Raw genomic sequence first — 16,130 nt, forward strand, 5'->3', positions numbered from 1 at the left:
TATCAGCACCCCGTGTGCTCCGTATCGATTGCACAGAGCCCTCAGCTCCGCGCAGTCCGGCGGGGCGTGGCCTCGCGCACCGGCCATCCCGGTGCGGGACCCAACCGGGGAGGCATCACATGGCGTTCAACCTGATTGAAGCGGTCGGCTCACAGTTCATGAAGAAGGGATTGCTCCAGCAGATCAGCGGGTCCTTGGGAGAGGATCCGCAGGCGACCGCCAAGGTGCTGCCGGGCACCATCGCCGCGGTGGCGGCGGGCGTCGTGGATCAGGGCAGCAATGAGGCGGGCGCGCACCGACTGCTGTCGAAGCTCAACGAAGGCGGCTTCACCGGGCCCGACGCGCCTCCGCAGCCTGAGGGGATCGGGGAGGGGCTCCTCGACGAGGAGGAGCGCGGGAAGGGGATGTTGAACGGGTTGTTTGGCAACAAGCTCAGCGGCGTCGCCGACGGCCTCTCGCGCTTCGGCGGGATGCGCAACTCCGGTTCGGCGATGAAGATGCTCTCCCTGGCCGCGCCCATGTTGATGGGCGTCCTGGGCAAGCAGGTGCGGGATCAGCGCATGGGCGCGTCCGGGCTGATGCAGTTGCTGAACGGCCAGCGCTCCAACATCAGCGCCGCGCTGCCGGCCGGCGTGGGCAGCCTGATTGGCTTCGGGGGCGGCACGCGTCACGCGGTCGCGGAGGTCATCGAACCCCACCGCGAAACCGTGACGCAGGTGCGAGAGACGACCTCCGTCCGCGAAGCTGTCCCCCGGCAGACCATCACCCGTCCCCCGGAGAAGAAGAAGAGCATCGCCGGGTGGGCCGTCCCCCTGGCCCTCCTGGCCCTGGTAGCGCTCGCCTGGGGTGCCCTGCGCGGACGCAGGAACGAACCCGCCCGGGCTCCGGTCGCCACCCGCACCACGCCCGCGCCCCGCACGGAGGAGCGCGTGGCTCAGGCACCGCAGCAGCCCGCGCGTCCCACGCCTCCGGAGCCCACGCCGGCGACCCCGCCCGCGGCCCCGCCGCAGGCCGTGGAGCCGACTCCGCCCGCGACGGGCGGCTCCGGCACGGAGGAGGGCACTGGCGGTTCGGGCATGGAGAAGACGCGCGTGAGCGACGCCTCCGGGCTGCGTGAGGCCTTCGACAGCAAGACCGCGGAGTCCCAGGGCTTCGTGCTGGAAGGCGTGGAGTTCCAGACCGGGTCGGCGCGGCTCACCGCGAAGGGCGAGCAGATGGTGACGGAGCTGGGCAACGTGCTGAAGGAGAAGCCCGACGCGCGCGTGCGCATCAAGGGCTTCACCGACTCCAGCGGCAACGCGGCCACCAACCAGCGCCTGTCGCAGTCGCGCGCGGACAGCGTGAGCAAGGCCCTGGTGAGCGACGGCGTGCCCGCCAACAGCATCGAGGCCAGCGGCGAGGGCGACGCGGATCCCATCGCCCCCAATGACACCCCCGAGGGCCGCGTGCAGAACCGCCGCATCGAAGTGCAGGTGCTCAAGCAGTAGTCCCCCTGAAGCACGCGGTCCCGGCGGCGTACGGTCTTCCCAGGAAGGCCGTGCGCCGCTGCTTTTTCAAGGCCCTCGCTCATGGGTCGCATCAGGGGGGCAGGAGGGCAGGGAAGCGCCCCTGTCGCCAGGCCGTCCCGGAAGGCGCGCCGGCCGTGACTGGCCGCATCCTGTCCACCGCGTTACATCCCCCAGGGGCTCCACTTCTGTCAGGCTGTCGCTAACGCCTCGCGTTAGGGCTTCACGCTTGACCCTGCTTTCACCCACCCTCTAGAAGGCCCGCGACCCATGGCGACTCCCGATCGGTTTCCCCTCCCACAGGTCTCCGAATCCACCCGCAAGCCCGAGTGGTTGAAGGTGCGTCTGCCGCACGGGGAGGGGTACGAGCGGGTCAAGGCCATCGTGAAGCGCACGAAGCTGGCCACGGTGTGCGAAGAGGCCCGCTGCCCGAACATCGCCGAGTGCTGGGGCGGAGGCACCGCCACGGTGATGTTGATGGGCGAGGTGTGCACGCGCGCCTGCCGCTTCTGCCACGTGAAGGTCGGGGCGCCCCCGCCGCTGGATCCGATGGAGCCCATCCATCTGGCGCAGGCGGTGAAGGAGATGAACCTCGAATACATCGTCGTCACGTCGGTGAACCGCGACGACCGTCCGGACGGGGGCGCCAGCCACTTCGCGTCCGCCATCCGTGAGCTGCGCAAGGAGAGCCCGCGCACCATCGTCGAGGTCCTCATCCCCGACTTCAAGGGCAAGCAGGAGGACTTGATCACCGTGGCGGAGGCAAAGCCGCACGTGGTGGCGCACAACGTGGAGACGGTGGAGCGCCTGACGCCGACGGTGCGCGATCGCCGCGCCACCTACCGCCAGTCCCTGCGCGTGCTGGAGTTCCTCAAGAATCGCCCGGAGCGGCTCTACACCAAGACGTCGGTGATGGTGGGCCTGGGCGAAACGGACGAGGAGCTGGAGCGCACGTTCAAGGACCTGCGAGATGTGGGCGTGGATGTGCTCACGCTGGGCCAGTACCTGCAGCCGTCGCAGTACCACCTTCGCGTGGAGCGCTTCGTGACGCCCGCGCAGTTCGACGCGTACAAGGCGCTGGCGGAGTCCTTCGGATTCCTCTACGTGGCCTCTGGGCCGCTGGTTCGCTCCAGCTACCGCGCCGCCGAGTTCTTCATGAAGGGCCTGATGGAGCGCGAGCGCGTGGAGCGCCTGGGCTGACCTGACGCACCCTTCCCCAACACAGAGAGACACACCCCCTCATGGCGACTTTCGAATTCAAGCTCCCGGACCTCGGCGAAGGCGTGATGGAGGGCGAGCTTGTGAAGTGGCACGTCAAGGAGGGCGACCTGGTGAAGGAAGACCAGGTGCTCGCCGAGGTGATGACCGACAAGGCCACCGTGACGGTGCCCAGCCCGCGCTCGGGCCGCGTCGTGAAGACGCACGGTCGTGAAGGCGACATGGCCAAGGTGCACCAGCCGCTGGTGACGCTGGAGACCGAAGGCGGTGCCCCCGTGGCGGACGCCCCGGCCCATGGCGCTCCGGCGGCCGTGAGCGCGCCCGCGGCTTCGGCGCCCGCGCAGGCCCAGGCGGCGTCCCAGGCCCAGGCCTCCAAGGTGTTGGCCACGCCTGTCACCCGCCGCATGGCGCGTGAGCACGGCCTGGACCTGGCGGAGATCTCCGGCAGCGGTCCGCAGGGTCGGGTGACGAAGGCGGACGTGGTGGCGGCGCTGGAAGGTGGCGGCGCGTCGAAGAAGAACGAGGTGACGGCGCCCGCTCCGCAGGCCGCGCGTCCGGCGGCGCCGCTTTCGACGGGGCGGGGCGACGAGCGCATCGCGCTGCGCGGGCTGCGCAAGAAGATCGCGGAGAAGATGGTGCGCTCGAAGTTCACGATGCCGCACTTCGCGTTCGTGGAGGAGGTGGACGCCACGGACCTGGTGGCCCTGCGCGCGCGGCTCAACAGCCAGTTGGCGGCGGCCGGTGACGGCACGAAGCTCACCTACCTGCCGTTCATCGTGAAGGCGACCCTCGCGGCGATGAAGAAGTTCCCGCACCTCAACGCGAACTTCGACGAGGCGTCGCAGGAGCTGGTGGTGCGCGGCGAGTACAACATCGGCATCGCGGTGGCCACGCCGGACGGCCTCACGGTGGCGGTGGTGCGCAACGCGGATCAGCTGACCCTGGGCGAGTTGGCGAAGGAAATTTCCCGCCTGAGCGCCGCGGCGCGCGACCGCAAGCTGAAGATGGAGGAGCTGACGGGCGGCACCTTCACCATCACCTCGCTGGGGCAGAGCGGTGGGCTGTTCGCCACGCCCATCCTCAACCACCCCGAGGTGGGCATCATGGGCGTTCACAAGCTGAAGAAGCGCCCGGCGGTGAAGAACGATCAGGTGGTCATCCGGGACATGATGAACCTGTCGCTGTCCTGCGATCACCGCGTCATCGACGGTGACGTGGCGGCGAGCTTCGTCTACGAGGTCATCAAGTATCTGGAGGCACCGGACCTGCTGTTCCTCGCGATGGCGTGAGGACGTGCGCCGCGGTGCTCGCCCGGCCGCCCTGACTCCGGGGGGCGGTGGGCGCGGGGGGACTTCCGGACATGTATTCCAAGGCGGGCATCCGCGATGGCCGACAATCCCCGTGAGTTGATCCGCGCCGCCCAGGCCGCTGAGCTTCAGGGAGACATGACGCGCGCGGCGGACTGCCTGGAGCAGGCCGCGGCGCTCTACCAGAAGTCCGGACACACCTCGCGCGCCTCGCAGTTGCTCCGGCAGGCGCGCCAGTTGAAGACCCGGTCTCCGGACGTGAGCCCCGCCTTCGCGGCGATGGCGGGCGGGAAGGACGCCATGGTGTTCCGCTCCCTGTCCTCGATGACCTGGAGCGACGCCGCGTCCGCCGCGTTCAACGACAAGGCCGACGCCGGAGCCCCCCTGGAGGCTGGGGGCCCGCCGGGTTCGTCCGAGCGCGAGGCAACGGGCGAGGCTGGAGCGCAGCGGTCCTCCGGGCGCCATGCGGCTGTCGGCGCCGGGGGCCTGCCGCCCCTGGCTGGACGTCACGGGGCCATTGAAGCCGCAAGCCCGCAGCGGCCGTCCGGAGGCCACGGAGCCGTCGGTGCCGGGGAGCAGGTGGACCCCGAGTCCGAGGGCCTGCCGCATCCCTCCGCGCAGGCTGTGTCCAGCGGGTCAGCTGGGCTTCCGCCGCTCGCCGAACGGATCGCGGCGGTCATTCTTGAAGCCCCGTCGCGCACGTCCAGGACCGATGCGGACACCGCCACCGGAGGCCCTGCACGCTCCTCCGAAGGCGCTGCGTCCGCCCAGCTCGCGGAGGCGCTCCGCCGCTCCGAGCATGTCGACTCCGCCCAGTCTTCGGGTCCCCAAGGAGCGGCCGAGCACGATGGCCCCATCCAACCCGGAGGCCTGCTGAGCGCTCCCGAAGACGATGACGTCATCGTCCCCGGTGGCCTCCTGCGCCCGCCGGACGAGGACGAGGCCTCGGAGCCCGCGAGGCCCGCGCACGGACGCCGGCGCGAGAAGCGCCTCATCGAACGGGGGCCCACCCGCGCGGATCCGGCGCTGGATGCGTGGTGCTCGTTCTGCTGCCGGCCTCGCGGAGAAGTCGGCGACCTGGTGGCGGGCCCCGCGGGCGCGTTCATCTGCAAGGGCTGCCTGGGTGAGTCGCAGGGACTCCTGGGCGACGTCGCCGCTCCGCCGCGCGTGCGCAAGCCGGTGGAAGAGGTGTCCGCCGAAGGCGTGGAGATGCTGGGCCACGACGACGTGCGGACCCTGCTGGAGCGCACGCTCCAGGCGGGCGCGCGCTGCATGCTGCTCGTGGGGCCGGAGGGCTGCGGCAAGAGCCTCTTCTTCCAGGCGGTGCAGCGACGGGGCCAGGGCGTGCTCACGTCGGTGGAGGCGCTGGAGTCCGCCCCCGGCGCGGACGTGCTGCTGGTGGAGGACGTGGACCGGCTGGAGGCCGGGGCCCAGGCCGCGCTGGGCGCCTTCATCGCGAGCCACCCGGAGCGCGCGGTGGTGATGAGCGCGCGAGGCGCGGTGTCGTCGCTGGGCCTGTGGGTGCGAGGGGAGGGTGGCAGCCTGCCCGTGCCCACCACCGCGGGCCTCTCCGAGGCGGTGCAGGGCGCCGTCCCGGTGTCGCTGCTCGAGCGCGTGCAGGTGCTGTTGCCGGTGCGCCGTCCAACGGTGCCGGAGTTGGTGGAGGTGGCCCGGCGCTCGCTGGCCCTGCGCCGCCCGGCGGTGTCCCTGTCGGAGGAGGTGCTGGGCGCCTTCGCGGCCGAGGCGGTCCGCTCGCCCCGCGCGGGCCATGAGCTGCGCGCCCTGCTGTCGCGCGTCTACGCGGGCGCCTGGAGCCTGGAAGCCGCGCAGACGCCCGCGCCGTCCACCCCCCCGCCGCACTCCGGCCGGGGGGGCCGGAAGGGAGCGCCATGAGCACGCTCACCGTCTTCCGCCTGGGTCGGGTGGAGTACGAGGACGGGCTGAAGCTGATGCACCTGTTCGGCGAGGCCCGCATGCAGGGGCTCGTCGGGGACACGCTGCTGCTGCTGGAGCACCCGCCCGTCCTGACGCTGGGCCGCGCGGCGAAGCGCGAGAACATCACCGCCACCGACGCGCGCCTCGCGCAAGAGGGCGTGGAGGTGTTCGACACCAACCGGGGCGGCGACGTCACCTACCACGGGCCGGGACAGGTGGTGGGCTACCCCATCCTCCTGCTCCCGCCCGAGCGCCAGGACGTGCGGCGCTACGTGCGCGACGTGGAGCGGGGCCTCATCCAGACGCTCGCGGGCTTCGGCCTCACCGCGGGGCCCATCCCCAAGTGGCCTGGTGTGTGGCTGGGCCAGGAGGGTTCGCCGGACGCGCGGAAGATTGGCGCCATTGGCGTGCACCTGTCGAAGTGGCTCACCACGCACGGCTTCGCGCTCAACGTGAACACCCGGCTGGAGCACTTCCAGCTCATCGTCCCGTGCGGCATCCGCGAAGCGGGCGTCACGTCCATGCAGCGCGAGCTGGGCCGTACCGTCTCCGTGCCGGAAGTGGAGGAGGCGCTCGCCCGCGAGTTCAGCCAGGTGTTCGACGCCCGGCGCGTGGACGGCACGGTGGCCCTGCGCACGGTGAGCGTCGCGGTGGTGAAGGGCCAGGGCCCGGAGGCGCGCGTGCTGCTCCTGAAGCGGACGCCGGAGCGCGGAGGCTTCTGGCAGACCGTGACGGGCCGGCTGGAGCCCGGAGAATCCCCCCTGGACGCGGCCCGCCGCGAGCTGGTGGAGGAGACGGGCCTCTCCGTCGAGCCCGAGGACCTGCGCTACCGCCACGCGTTCGCGCTGGGAGACGCGCTGCCTCCGAAGCTCGTGGAGGAGAACGGCTTCGCGGTGCACGTCACGCCGGACGCCCAGGTGCGCCTGGGCCCGGAGCATGAGGCCTTCGAGTGGGTGGACGTGCCCACTGCTCTGCAACGGCTGCCCTTCCGGGGCCTGCGCGAGACGGTGGCGCGGGCCCTGGAAGCGCAGCGTCCGACTACAGCTTGAGCACCATCGCTTCCTTCGCGGCGATGGCCTCCGGGCGCTGCTTGCGCACCTGCCGCACCAGCTTGTCCATGGCCGCGTCGTCGCGACCCGGATCATGGTGGAAGAGCACCAGCTGCTTCACGTCGCTGGCGTCGGCCGCTTTCACCGCGGCCTCCCAGGTGGAGTGACCCCAGCCCGTGCGGCCCCGGTACTCATCCTCCGTGTACATGGAGTCGTAGATGAGCGCGTCCGCGCCGCGAGCGAAGTCGAACAGGCCCGCGTCCAGCGCGGTGCCGTGCTCCACGTCCGTGGCGTACACCAGCGAGCGCCCGCCGAAGTCCACGCGGTAGCCCACGTTGCCGCCGGGGTGGTTCAGCTCCAGCGTGCGCACCGTGGCCTTCCCCACCGGGATGTCCTTGCCCACGATGACGTCCCGGTACTCCAGGCGCGTGCGGAACACGTCCTCCGCCGTCACCGGGAAGTAGGGGTGCACCATCTGCCCGGCCAATATCTGCTTCAGCGACTTCCCATCGCGCGGCGACCCGTGGAGCGTCACGTCGTTCGCGGGCGAGAACATCGGCGCGAAGAACGGCAGGCCCTGCAGGTGGTCGTAGTGGTAGTGCGAGATGAAGATGTTGGCCTTGATGGGCTTGCGCGTCGCCGCCAGCGCATCCCCCAGGCCGCGTGCTCCCGAGCCCAGGTCGAAGATGAGCAGCTCATCGCCACAGCGGACCTCCACGCACGGCGTGTTGCCGCCGTAGCGCTTCGTCTGCGGGCCGGGCGAGGGGATGGATCCGCGCACCCCCCAGAACCGCACCTCGAAGCGCGCGGTGCTCCGCCGGGCCGGGCGCTTAGCCGGCCTTGGCTTCGGTGTCGTCGTCCTCCGCGAAGAGCTCAATCAGGTGCCCCGTACGCTCACGCTTCGTCTTCAAATAGTCGACGTTATGCGGATTGTGCTCGGTCCGGGAAGGGATTCGGCGTCGGACCGCCACTCCTTCTTCCACCAGCCCTGCGATCTTCAGCGGATTGTTGGTGATCAGGTCCACCGACTGCACCCCCAGCGAGCGCAGCATCTCCGCCGCCACGTCATAGGAGCGCAAATCGTCCGCGAAGCCGAGCTGCCGGTTGGCCTCGTAGGTGTCCAGCCCCTTGGACTGGAGGGCATAGGCCTTGATTTTGTTGCCCAGGCCGATTCCCCGGCCCTCCTGGCGCAGGTACAGCACCACGCCCAGGCCATTCTGGGTGACGAAGTCCAACGCCCGGTCCAACTGCTCGCGGCAGTCGCACTTGAGGCTGCCGAAGACTTCGCTCGTCAGGCACTCGGAGTGGATGCGCACCGGGACGCCGTCCAGGCCCGCCGGCTCCCCCACCACCAACGCCACGTGCTCCCGCCCGTTGCGCTTGTCGCGGAACACGATGGTCTTCAGCACGCCACGGGCCGTGGGCACATCCGCTTCCGAATACCGCTCCAGATGCTGGGTCGGCTTTCGGGTCGGCAGGACCTGGGGTGGGCGAGTGTCGGACATAGTGGGTCTTCTCCCAGTGGAGGAGCGTTTCTTCTCGCTCCCCCGGATGCAAGTCAAGGTGGCACCCCCATGGGTGGGGTGGCACCCTCACGCGTATAGACGTGGTTCCCGGTTCCCGTGTTTCTCAGGCCACCCACGACAGGGGGAGCAGCTCGACATGGGATCCATCAGGCAGGCTGCTGATCTCCCGGGGGAAGTGCAGCAGGTGGGTGGCTGCGGACGCTGAACGCAGGACACCCGACGTTTGCGTCCCCAGGGGCTTCGCCCACAGCTCGCCTGCCCGCCAGCTCACCGTGACGCGGACGAAGTGGGCCAGGCCCGGGGATTTGGACAGGCGGCCGTCCAGGCGCCCGGCCACCCGGAGGGGCTCCACGTCCTCCAGGCCCAGGAGCCGGCGCAGGGCGGGGCGGACGAAGAGCTCGAAGGTGACCAGCGACGAGGTCGGGTTGCCGGGCAGTCCGAAGAAGAGCGTCGGGCCCCGCTGGCCTACCACCAGCGGCTTGCCGGGCTTGATGGCGACGCGCCAGAAGTGCTGCTCGACGCCAAGGGCCTCCAGGGCGTCCTTCACGAAGTCGTGGTCGCCCACGGACACGCCCGCGCTGGTGAGGACCACGTCGAAGCCGTCCGTGCGCGCCAGGGCCTCCTGGACGGCCTCCCGCGTGTCCTTCGCGATGCCCAGCAGCGTGGGCAGGCCCCCCGCGCGCCTCACCGCCAGGGCCAGCGCCGGGGCGTTGGTGTCCACGATGCGGCCTTCGGGCGGTTCATCCGCCCGGCACAGCTCGTCGCCGGTGGACAGCACCGCCACGCGAGGCCGGCGGGGAACGGGCACGGAGGTCATCCCCTGGGCCCACAGCAGCCCCAGCTCCGGGATGCCCAGCGGGGTGCCGCGCTTGAGCAGCACGTCGCCCTCGCGCGCGTCCTCGCCCCGGGGGCGGATGAAGTTGCCCGGCCCCACGGCCTCCAGGATCTCCACGCTGTCGGGCGTCGCGGAGCGGGTGCGCTCGCGCATCACCACCGCGTCCGCGCCCTGGGGCAGCGGGGCTCCGGTCATGATCCGCGCGCAGGTGCCGGGCGTGACGGCCCGCGTGGGCAGTTTCCCCGCGAACACTGTCTCCCCGACGGCGAGCCGCACGGGCATCGGGCTGGAAAGATCCGCTGAGCGCACCGCGTAGCCGTCCATCGCGGAGTTGTCCCAGGGGGGCAGGGTGCGGCGGGCCAGGACGTCCTCGGCCAGGGCCCGGCCCAGGGCGTCATCACTGGGAACCCACTCGGTGGGAAGGGTCGCGCAGCGCTCGAGGATCCGCGCGCGGGCCTCCTCCACCGGCAGCAAAGCGGGGACGTCACTCATGCCTTGATCTATAACTGCACGAGGGCCTTCCAAGGACGTTTTCGCAACCAAAGTCCGAGGGAAAATCAAGTGTTAGTTTGACAGCCCAACTGATCACCGTTACAAGCAACCGTGATCGCGAGGCTCGCGTCCAACAGCAGGGGCGTCCCGCCAACCCGTTGATAGCACACGGGAATTTTCAAGGAGACAGCGTCGATGGCCAAGCCCAAGTCCGGGGCGAAGAAGCCGACTCCCGCTGCAAAAACCGGTGCGAAGCCTGCCGCGAAGAAGGACAACGCGTCCCGGCTGGATTTGATCCGGAATGCCTCGAAGAAGGTGGCGACGGCCGCGACGAAGGTCGTCAAGGCAGTGGCCGAAGGGGCGAAGGGGAAGGTCGCGGCGGTGAAGAAGGCGGCAGCGGAGAAGCCTGAGAAGGCGCCCGCGGCGGCCAAGGGGAAGGCAGCGGCCAAGGCGGCTGCTCCAGCTCCCGCCGCCGCCAAATCCGCCAAGTCCGCGGCCCCTCCTGCCGCGAAGGCCGCGCCTGCCGCGGCCGGGAAGAAGGCGACGGGCAAGGCCGGGTCCAAGGCCCAGCCGTCCGTTCCCTCTGGCCCCCCCGTGGAGAAGCCGCGTCCGCGCGCGACGAAGCTCCCTCCGGTGGGCGAGCCGCTCACGAAGCGCGAGATGGAGCAGTTGCTGACCGCCGGCGAGGGCCGCGGCGTGATGGGGGAGGGCAGCCTCAAGGGCCGGCTCATCCTCAGCGGCGAGCTGCCCCACCTGGTGGTGGTAGGCCGCGACAAGCGCGAGCTGACGTTCCTGCTCCAGGGACCGGATCAGGAAGTCCTCCCGGCCTACGTGGACCACAAGGTCTCCGTGAGCGGGATGATCCGCAAGACGACCAACCACAGCGGCGTGGTGGAGGTGCGCAAGTACTCCGCCAAGAAGCCCGAGGTGGAAGAGCCCACGCCGTCGCCGTCGGACTCCGAGCCGAAGCTGCGCTACCTGTCGCCCGGCGAGGTCTCCATGGCCGTCGCCGCCGGCATGGGCGCGGGCATCAAGGGCTTCGCCAGCATCCGGGGCAACCTGGAGATGATGGGCGACGACTTCGTGCTCGTCGTGTCCAACGGGGGCACGCGCCAGCAGGTGTCCTTCGCCATCGAAGGCAAGGCGGCCGTCAAGAGCCTGCGCAAGCACGTGGGGCAGACGCTCCAGGTGACCGGCGTGGTGGACAAGTCCTCTGGCTGGGGCGGTCGCATCACGGCGGAGAACGTGGAGCCGCGTCCGTCCGAGGCGCGCTCGGTGTCGCGCGACGAGATGGAGCTCGTGCACATCGAGGGCGAGGTGCCCACGTCCGTGGACGTGAAGCTCAACCATGGCCTCACGGTGCGCCTGCAGGAGCAGCCCGGCGCGTTCTGGGCCATTGAACCGACGCTGGCCAAGCGCGTGGGTCTGCGCGAGGCCAACTTCGAGCAGGGGCCCAACGGCAGCCCCGCCACCCGCGAATTCTTCTTCACGCCGCGCAACCCCGGCAGCTTCGAGATGGAGTTCTTCCTCGCCAAGGCGTTCACGCCGGGCGTGGTGGAGCGCTCCTTCAAGATCAACGTCACGGTCAGACCCTGAGGGGCTGGCCGCACGGGCCCTCCCTGGACCGCAAGGTCTCCCGGGGAGGGCGAATGGGGCCCGGGGGGTTCCCGCCCGCACCCTTCGGGCTTACCCGTTCCCTGAGCGGCCTCGCCGCACCCCTCCCGTGAGCCTTTCCCAAGAACACATCCGACAGCTCCTCGCCGAGGCCGACCACCCGTTGGGCGTGAAGGAACTCCTGCGCCTCGGGGGGCTTCATCCCGGCCAGCAGACCGAACTCAAGCGTGCCCTGCGGGAACTGGTCCGCGCGGGCGTCATCCTCAAGGATGGCAAGCGCTTCCGCCTGGAGGGCCCTCAAGGGGCGCGTGCCCCGAAGGACGAGGGCGAATCTCGCCGTCCGCCGCCCGAGGCACCTCCCACGCGCAAGCGCGGTCCCGCGCCGGGCAGTGGGCGCGAGGAGGGCCGGGGCGCCTTCCGCGTCGCCGCTCCCAGTGCCGTCCCCCAGGGACCCAGTGGCTTCTCGCGGGGGGCGGAGGACTTCCGCCGTCGGCTCCAGCGCGGTGGCCGCGACCGGGACGACCGCTTCGAGGAATCGGATCAGCCCACGGTGGAGGGCATCCTCCACGTGCACCAGAACGGCTTCGGCTTCGTGCACCCGGTGTCGGGCGAGGGCGAGAACATCTTCTTGCCGCCGGGCGAGGCGCAGCGGGCGCTCGACAACGACAGGGTCCTCGTGGAGGTGGCGGGCCGGCCGGGCCGCTTCGAGGGCCGCCTGTTGCGGGTCGTCAACCGTCGGCGCGAGATGGCGGTGGGCACCTACGTGGAGCAGGGCCGGCACTCGCTGGTGACGCCCAACGACACGAGCCTGCCGGGACCCATCCGCGTGCCCGCGACGCAGATGGCGCGCGATGGCGACCTGGTGAAGGTGCGCCTGGGCGTGGGCGCGGATCTCCTGGAGCCGGGGCAAGGGCTGTTCGGAGAGGTGGCCGGTTCACTGGGCCGGCCGGGCGAGCCGAGCGCGGAGGTGCTGGGGTCGGCCTTCTCGCAGGGCTTCTCCGACGAGTTCCCTCCGGAGGTGATGGACGAGGCGGATGCGTTCGCCGTTCGCGTCACCGAAGCCGAGGCCACGGCGGAGAACCGGCGCGATCTGCGCTCCCTGCCGCTGATCACCATCGACGGTGAGGACGCGCGCGACTTCGACGACGCGGTCTACGCGGAGCCGCTGGAGGATGGCTGGCGCCTGGTGGTGGCCATCGCGGACGTGTCGCACTACGTGAAGGACCGCAGCGCGCTGGACGTGGAGGCGCTCAACCGCGCCACGTCGGTGTACCTGCCGGATCGTGTGCTGCCCATGTTGCCGGAGCGGCTGAGCAACGGCATCTGCTCGCTGCGTCCGGATGAAGACCGGCTGTGCATGGTGGCGGACATGACGTTCGACCGTCAGGGCACGCGGCGCTCGTCGGAGCTGTACCCGGCGGTGATGCGCAGCGTGGCGCGCTGCACGTACAACGAGGTGCAGGACGTCCTGGACGGGACGGACGTGCCGCACCGCAACGCCTTCAAGCCGCAGTTCCAGGAGCTGATGGCGCTGGCGCGCGCGCTGATGGGCATGCGCAAGGCACGAGGCGCCATCGACTTCGACGTGCCCGAGCACAAGGTGGTGCTCGGCGAGGATGGCCTGCCCGTTCGCATGGAGAAGCGCGAGCGCAAGGACAGCCACCGGCTCATCGAGGAGTGCATGCTCGCCGCCAACGAGGCGGTGGCCACATACTTCCAGGACGAGAGCCTGCCCTCGGTGTACCGGTTCCACGGTGAGCCGGATCCGGAGAAGCTGGCCGCGTTCGCCACGCTGGCGGAGGCGTACGGCTTCCACCTGGACGTGGACGACGGCGTGTCGTCGAAGGAGCTGGACGGGTTCATCACGCAGCTGCACGGCCACCCGGAGCAGCGGGCGCTCAACCAGCTGCTGCTGCGCTCGATGATGCAGGCCATCTACACCGCGACGCGCGTGGGGCACTACGGGCTCGCGGCGGAGAACTACCTGCACTTCACGTCGCCCATCCGGCGGTATCCGGACCTGCTGGTGCACCGCATCCTCAAGGCGGTGTGGGCGCGCAAGGGCAAGCGGCCGTCGGAAGCGCAACTGGAGCGCGAGGAGGAGCGGCTGGAGGGCATGGCCCAGCAGTGCTCGGAGCGCGAGCGCGCGGCCATGACGGTGGAGCGCGAAGTGGTGTCGTTCTACGCGGCGCTCCTGATGAAGGATCGCGTGGGCGAGGAGTTCGACGCGACGGTAGCGGGCATCGCCGAGTTCGGCTTCTTCGTGGAGCTGGACACGGAGCACGTCGAGGGCCTGGTGAAGGCGGAGACGCTGGGGCCGGGGTCCAAGCTGGACAAGCGCGTGCACTCGCTCGTGTATCCGAACGGGCGGCGCGTGCGCGTGGGACAGAAGCTGCGCGTGCGGCTGCTGTCCGCGAGCACGGTGTCGCGGAAGATCGACTTCGAGGCGCTCCAGTTCGAAGGAGAGTCGCCGCTGGCACGGACCGAGGGTGCACGGCTGCCGTCGCGCCGCCGTGAGTCCGTGAGCGAAGCGCCCTCGCGCTACGGAGGCAAGGCCGGTCGTCCGGGCCGTGATGAGCGCGAGGCGGTCAAGGCGGGCCGCAAGCCGTGGGAGAAGTCCGCGTCGGCTGAAGCGCCCGTGGGTCGCAAGCCCTGGGAGAAGGCTGCCCCGGCCGACTCGCTGCTGGTGCGCAAGCCCTGGGAGAAGGCGTCCTCGACGGATGCTCCAGCGGGCCGCAAGCCGTGGGAGAAGTCGGACGCGGGGAAGGCGCCTATCGGTGTCCGGACGTGGGAGCCCCCCACGGATGAAGATATCGCCTCCGAAGAGGCCGCGTTCCTCACCGGCTACGAGGACTTCACGACCGCTCCGTCGTCCGACGAAGTCGTCCCCGAGGCTTCGTCCAAGCCACGCCCGCGCGGTCGGTTCAGCCGGGAAGGGCGCCGCGAGGAGGCCGCACCGGCCAAGGCGGGCTCTCGCTTCCTGCGCACCCGGACCGAAGAAGCCGCGCCCGAAGCGCCTGCGCCGAAGGCGGAGCCGGCCACCCCGACCAAGGGCAAGCGCCGCGTGTTCCGCCCCGCCGAATCAGTGCGCCCGACGCCTGACGCGAGCGACGCACCGTCCGTATCCGAAGAGGTCCCGGAGGAGAACGCGCCGCGTGAGGAGTTCACGCCGCCGGGGCCGGCCTTCGACGCCGACCGCTTCGGTGAAGACGCGCCGGCAGCATCGCCGCACCCGGGCTTCGATCGGATCCGCGCACTGGCAGCGCAGCGGGGGCTCCTGTCCGAGAAGCCCGCGCCGGGCCGCGCGAGCACCGCGAAGAAGGGCCGCAAGCCGGCCACCGAAGCGCGCGCGAAGCCGTCGAAGAAGTCCCCGGCGGAGAAGAAGACCGGCGGGAAGAAGAGCGCGAAGGGCGCGGGCACGAAGGCGGGACGCGGCGCTCCCGGCAAGCGCAAGCGCTGAAGCGATGCGCCGGGGCTGCCCCGGCCGCGCCGTCATTCCATCCAAGGAGGCTGTGTGGGCGCAGTGCGAATCGTGGGGTTGATGCTCGCCGTGGCGGGCGGGGTGTTGCTGTTCACCGGGCTCAAGGCGAAGGACTCGCTCACCGAGCGCGCCAGCGAATTGCTCACCGGGCGCAACACCGAGCAGACGACGCTCTACGTCGCGGGCGGCGGCGCGGCGCTCGTGGGCGGGGTGCTGCTGGCCCTCTTCGGAGGAGGGCGGGGCCGACGTTAGGCCCCACCCCTTCCGGTACTTCCGCGCGGGCTACGGCTTGTTGGTGGCCTGCGCGGCCTGCGCGGCCTTGGCGCGCTTGGTGGCCTCGCCGAACTGCTTGGTCATCTCGTCGTACTCGGCCTTGAGCTGATCGATGCGCGCCTGGTGGGCCGCGGCGCTCGCCTTGGCGGCGGCGACGCGTTCGGCCGCGTCCGGATCCACGACGGCCTTCTTGCCCTTCTCCGGCTTGGGCGGCATGGCGGCCTCGATGGCCTCCTGCTCGGCGGCGGTGCGCATGGCATTCGCGTGCTCCATGTACTTCGCCATCACGACGCGCTTGTTGAGGTACGAGTTGGCGGAGTCCGGGTTGATGGCGATGACCTGGTCATAGACCTTCAGCGCCTTCTCCAACTCCTCCGGCACGGCCGGGGCGCTCCCGCTGCGGGCGCCACCGCGCTGCGAGTGCATCTCCGCGATCCAGCCCAGGGAGTCGGTGTCCTTCGGGTTGATCTTCAGCGCTTCCTGGAAGTACTCCACGGCCTTCTCCATCGGGCCGTTCTTCGCGTACATCGCCGCGATGTTGCGGTAGATGGCCGCCTTCTCGTCGGGCGTCTTCGCGAAGTCGAGCAACTTCAGCGCGGCCTGCGCGGCGTCATCCGTCTGACCCAGCTGCAGGTGCGCGAAGGCCTTCCTCTCCCAGACCTTCTCCTGGGTCGGGTCGAGCTTCAGCGACTCCTCGTACGCCTTGGTCGACTCCGCGTAGTTCTTGTCGGCGAGGAAGTTGGTGCCCTTGACCCGGAACTCCTTGGCCTTCTCCGCCTTCTCATCGCCACAGCCCAAGGTCCCGCCCAGGGCCAGCACCCCGAGCATCAATCCCACGCGTCCCAACTGCTTCATGGCCAAAGCCTTTCGTGAAGGTCCAGGGGCACGCCTCTCG

At 70.5% G+C, this 16,130-nt stretch carries 12 protein-coding genes; 8 read left to right on the forward strand and 4 right to left on the reverse strand.

Features of this window, described 5'->3' with window-relative positions; genetic code table 11:
* Positions 1-119 precede the first annotated feature (119 nt).
* The 5 genes from OV208_RS38585 to lipB all read left to right on the forward strand — a co-directional run bounded on the left by OV208_RS38585 (position 120) and on the right by lipB (position 7,014).
* On the forward strand, positions 120-1,487 hold the full coding sequence (locus tag OV208_RS38585; protein ID WP_267578970.1) for an OmpA family protein: 1,368 nt from the start codon (positions 120-122) through the stop codon (positions 1,485-1,487).
* Between the two features lie 288 nt (positions 1,488-1,775).
* The gene (lipA, locus tag OV208_RS38590; RefSeq protein ID WP_120544124.1) at positions 1,776-2,705 is read left to right on the forward strand and encodes a lipoyl synthase; all 930 of its coding nucleotides are present in this window, start codon (positions 1,776-1,778) and stop codon (positions 2,703-2,705) included.
* A 41-nt stretch (positions 2,706-2,746) separates the two neighbouring features.
* Positions 2,747-4,012 (forward strand): dihydrolipoamide acetyltransferase family protein, encoded by a 1,266-nt coding sequence (locus OV208_RS38595; protein ID WP_267578971.1) that lies wholly within the window; start codon positions 2,747-2,749, stop codon positions 4,010-4,012.
* A 96-nt stretch (positions 4,013-4,108) separates the two neighbouring features.
* On the forward strand, positions 4,109-5,923 hold the full coding sequence (locus OV208_RS38600) for a ClpX C4-type zinc finger protein (RefSeq protein ID WP_267578972.1): 1,815 nt from the start codon (positions 4,109-4,111) through the stop codon (positions 5,921-5,923).
* Positions 5,920-7,014 (forward strand): lipoyl(octanoyl) transferase LipB, encoded by a 1,095-nt coding sequence (gene lipB / locus OV208_RS38605; RefSeq protein ID WP_267578973.1) that lies wholly within the window; start codon positions 5,920-5,922, stop codon positions 7,012-7,014. The genes OV208_RS38600 and lipB overlap by 4 nt, the downstream gene beginning before the upstream one ends.
* Here the strand turns inward: lipB and OV208_RS38610 are convergent.
* The 3 genes from OV208_RS38610 to glp form a co-directional block, all read right to left on the reverse strand.
* Entirely contained in the window at positions 7,004-7,810 is an 807-nt protein-coding gene (locus OV208_RS38610) for an MBL fold metallo-hydrolase (RefSeq protein ID WP_120544120.1), read from the reverse strand. The genes lipB and OV208_RS38610 overlap by 11 nt on opposite strands.
* Before the next feature lie 34 nt (positions 7,811-7,844).
* On the reverse strand, positions 7,845-8,519 hold the full coding sequence (gene ribA, locus OV208_RS38615; protein ID WP_267578974.1) for a GTP cyclohydrolase II: 675 nt from the start codon (positions 8,517-8,519) through the stop codon (positions 7,845-7,847).
* A 124-nt stretch (positions 8,520-8,643) separates the two neighbouring features.
* Entirely contained in the window at positions 8,644-9,867 is a 1,224-nt protein-coding gene (glp, locus tag OV208_RS38620) for a gephyrin-like molybdotransferase Glp (protein WP_267578975.1), read from the reverse strand.
* A gap of 195 nt (positions 9,868-10,062) precedes the next feature.
* On the opposite strand from glp, the gene OV208_RS38625 reads away from it, so the two are divergent.
* The 3 genes from OV208_RS38625 to OV208_RS38635 all read left to right on the forward strand — a co-directional run bounded on the left by OV208_RS38625 (position 10,063) and on the right by OV208_RS38635 (position 15,214).
* Positions 10,063-11,463, forward strand: coding sequence for a protease inhibitor I42 family protein (locus OV208_RS38625; protein ID WP_267578976.1), 1,401 nt, complete (start codon positions 10,063-10,065; stop codon positions 11,461-11,463).
* Positions 11,464-11,590: 127 nt separating this feature from the next.
* Complete coding sequence (rnr, locus tag OV208_RS38630) at positions 11,591-14,941, forward strand: ribonuclease R (protein WP_267578977.1); 3,351 nt, start codon at positions 11,591-11,593, stop codon at positions 14,939-14,941.
* 54 nt (positions 14,942-14,995) lie between these two features.
* Positions 14,996-15,214 (forward strand): DUF3185 family protein, encoded by a 219-nt coding sequence (locus OV208_RS38635; protein ID WP_193348558.1) that lies wholly within the window; start codon positions 14,996-14,998, stop codon positions 15,212-15,214.
* Positions 15,215-15,244: 30 nt separating this feature from the next.
* Here the strand turns inward: OV208_RS38635 and OV208_RS38640 are convergent, their stop codons facing one another.
* Positions 15,245-16,090 (reverse strand): tetratricopeptide repeat protein, encoded by an 846-nt coding sequence (locus OV208_RS38640; RefSeq protein ID WP_267578978.1) that lies wholly within the window; start codon positions 16,088-16,090, stop codon positions 15,245-15,247.
* Between the last annotated feature and the right edge of the window lie 40 nt (positions 16,091-16,130).

It is taken from the genome of Corallococcus sp. bb12-1, assembly GCF_026626765.1.
GTDB classification, from domain to species: domain Bacteria; phylum Myxococcota; class Myxococcia; order Myxococcales; family Myxococcaceae; genus Corallococcus; species Corallococcus terminator.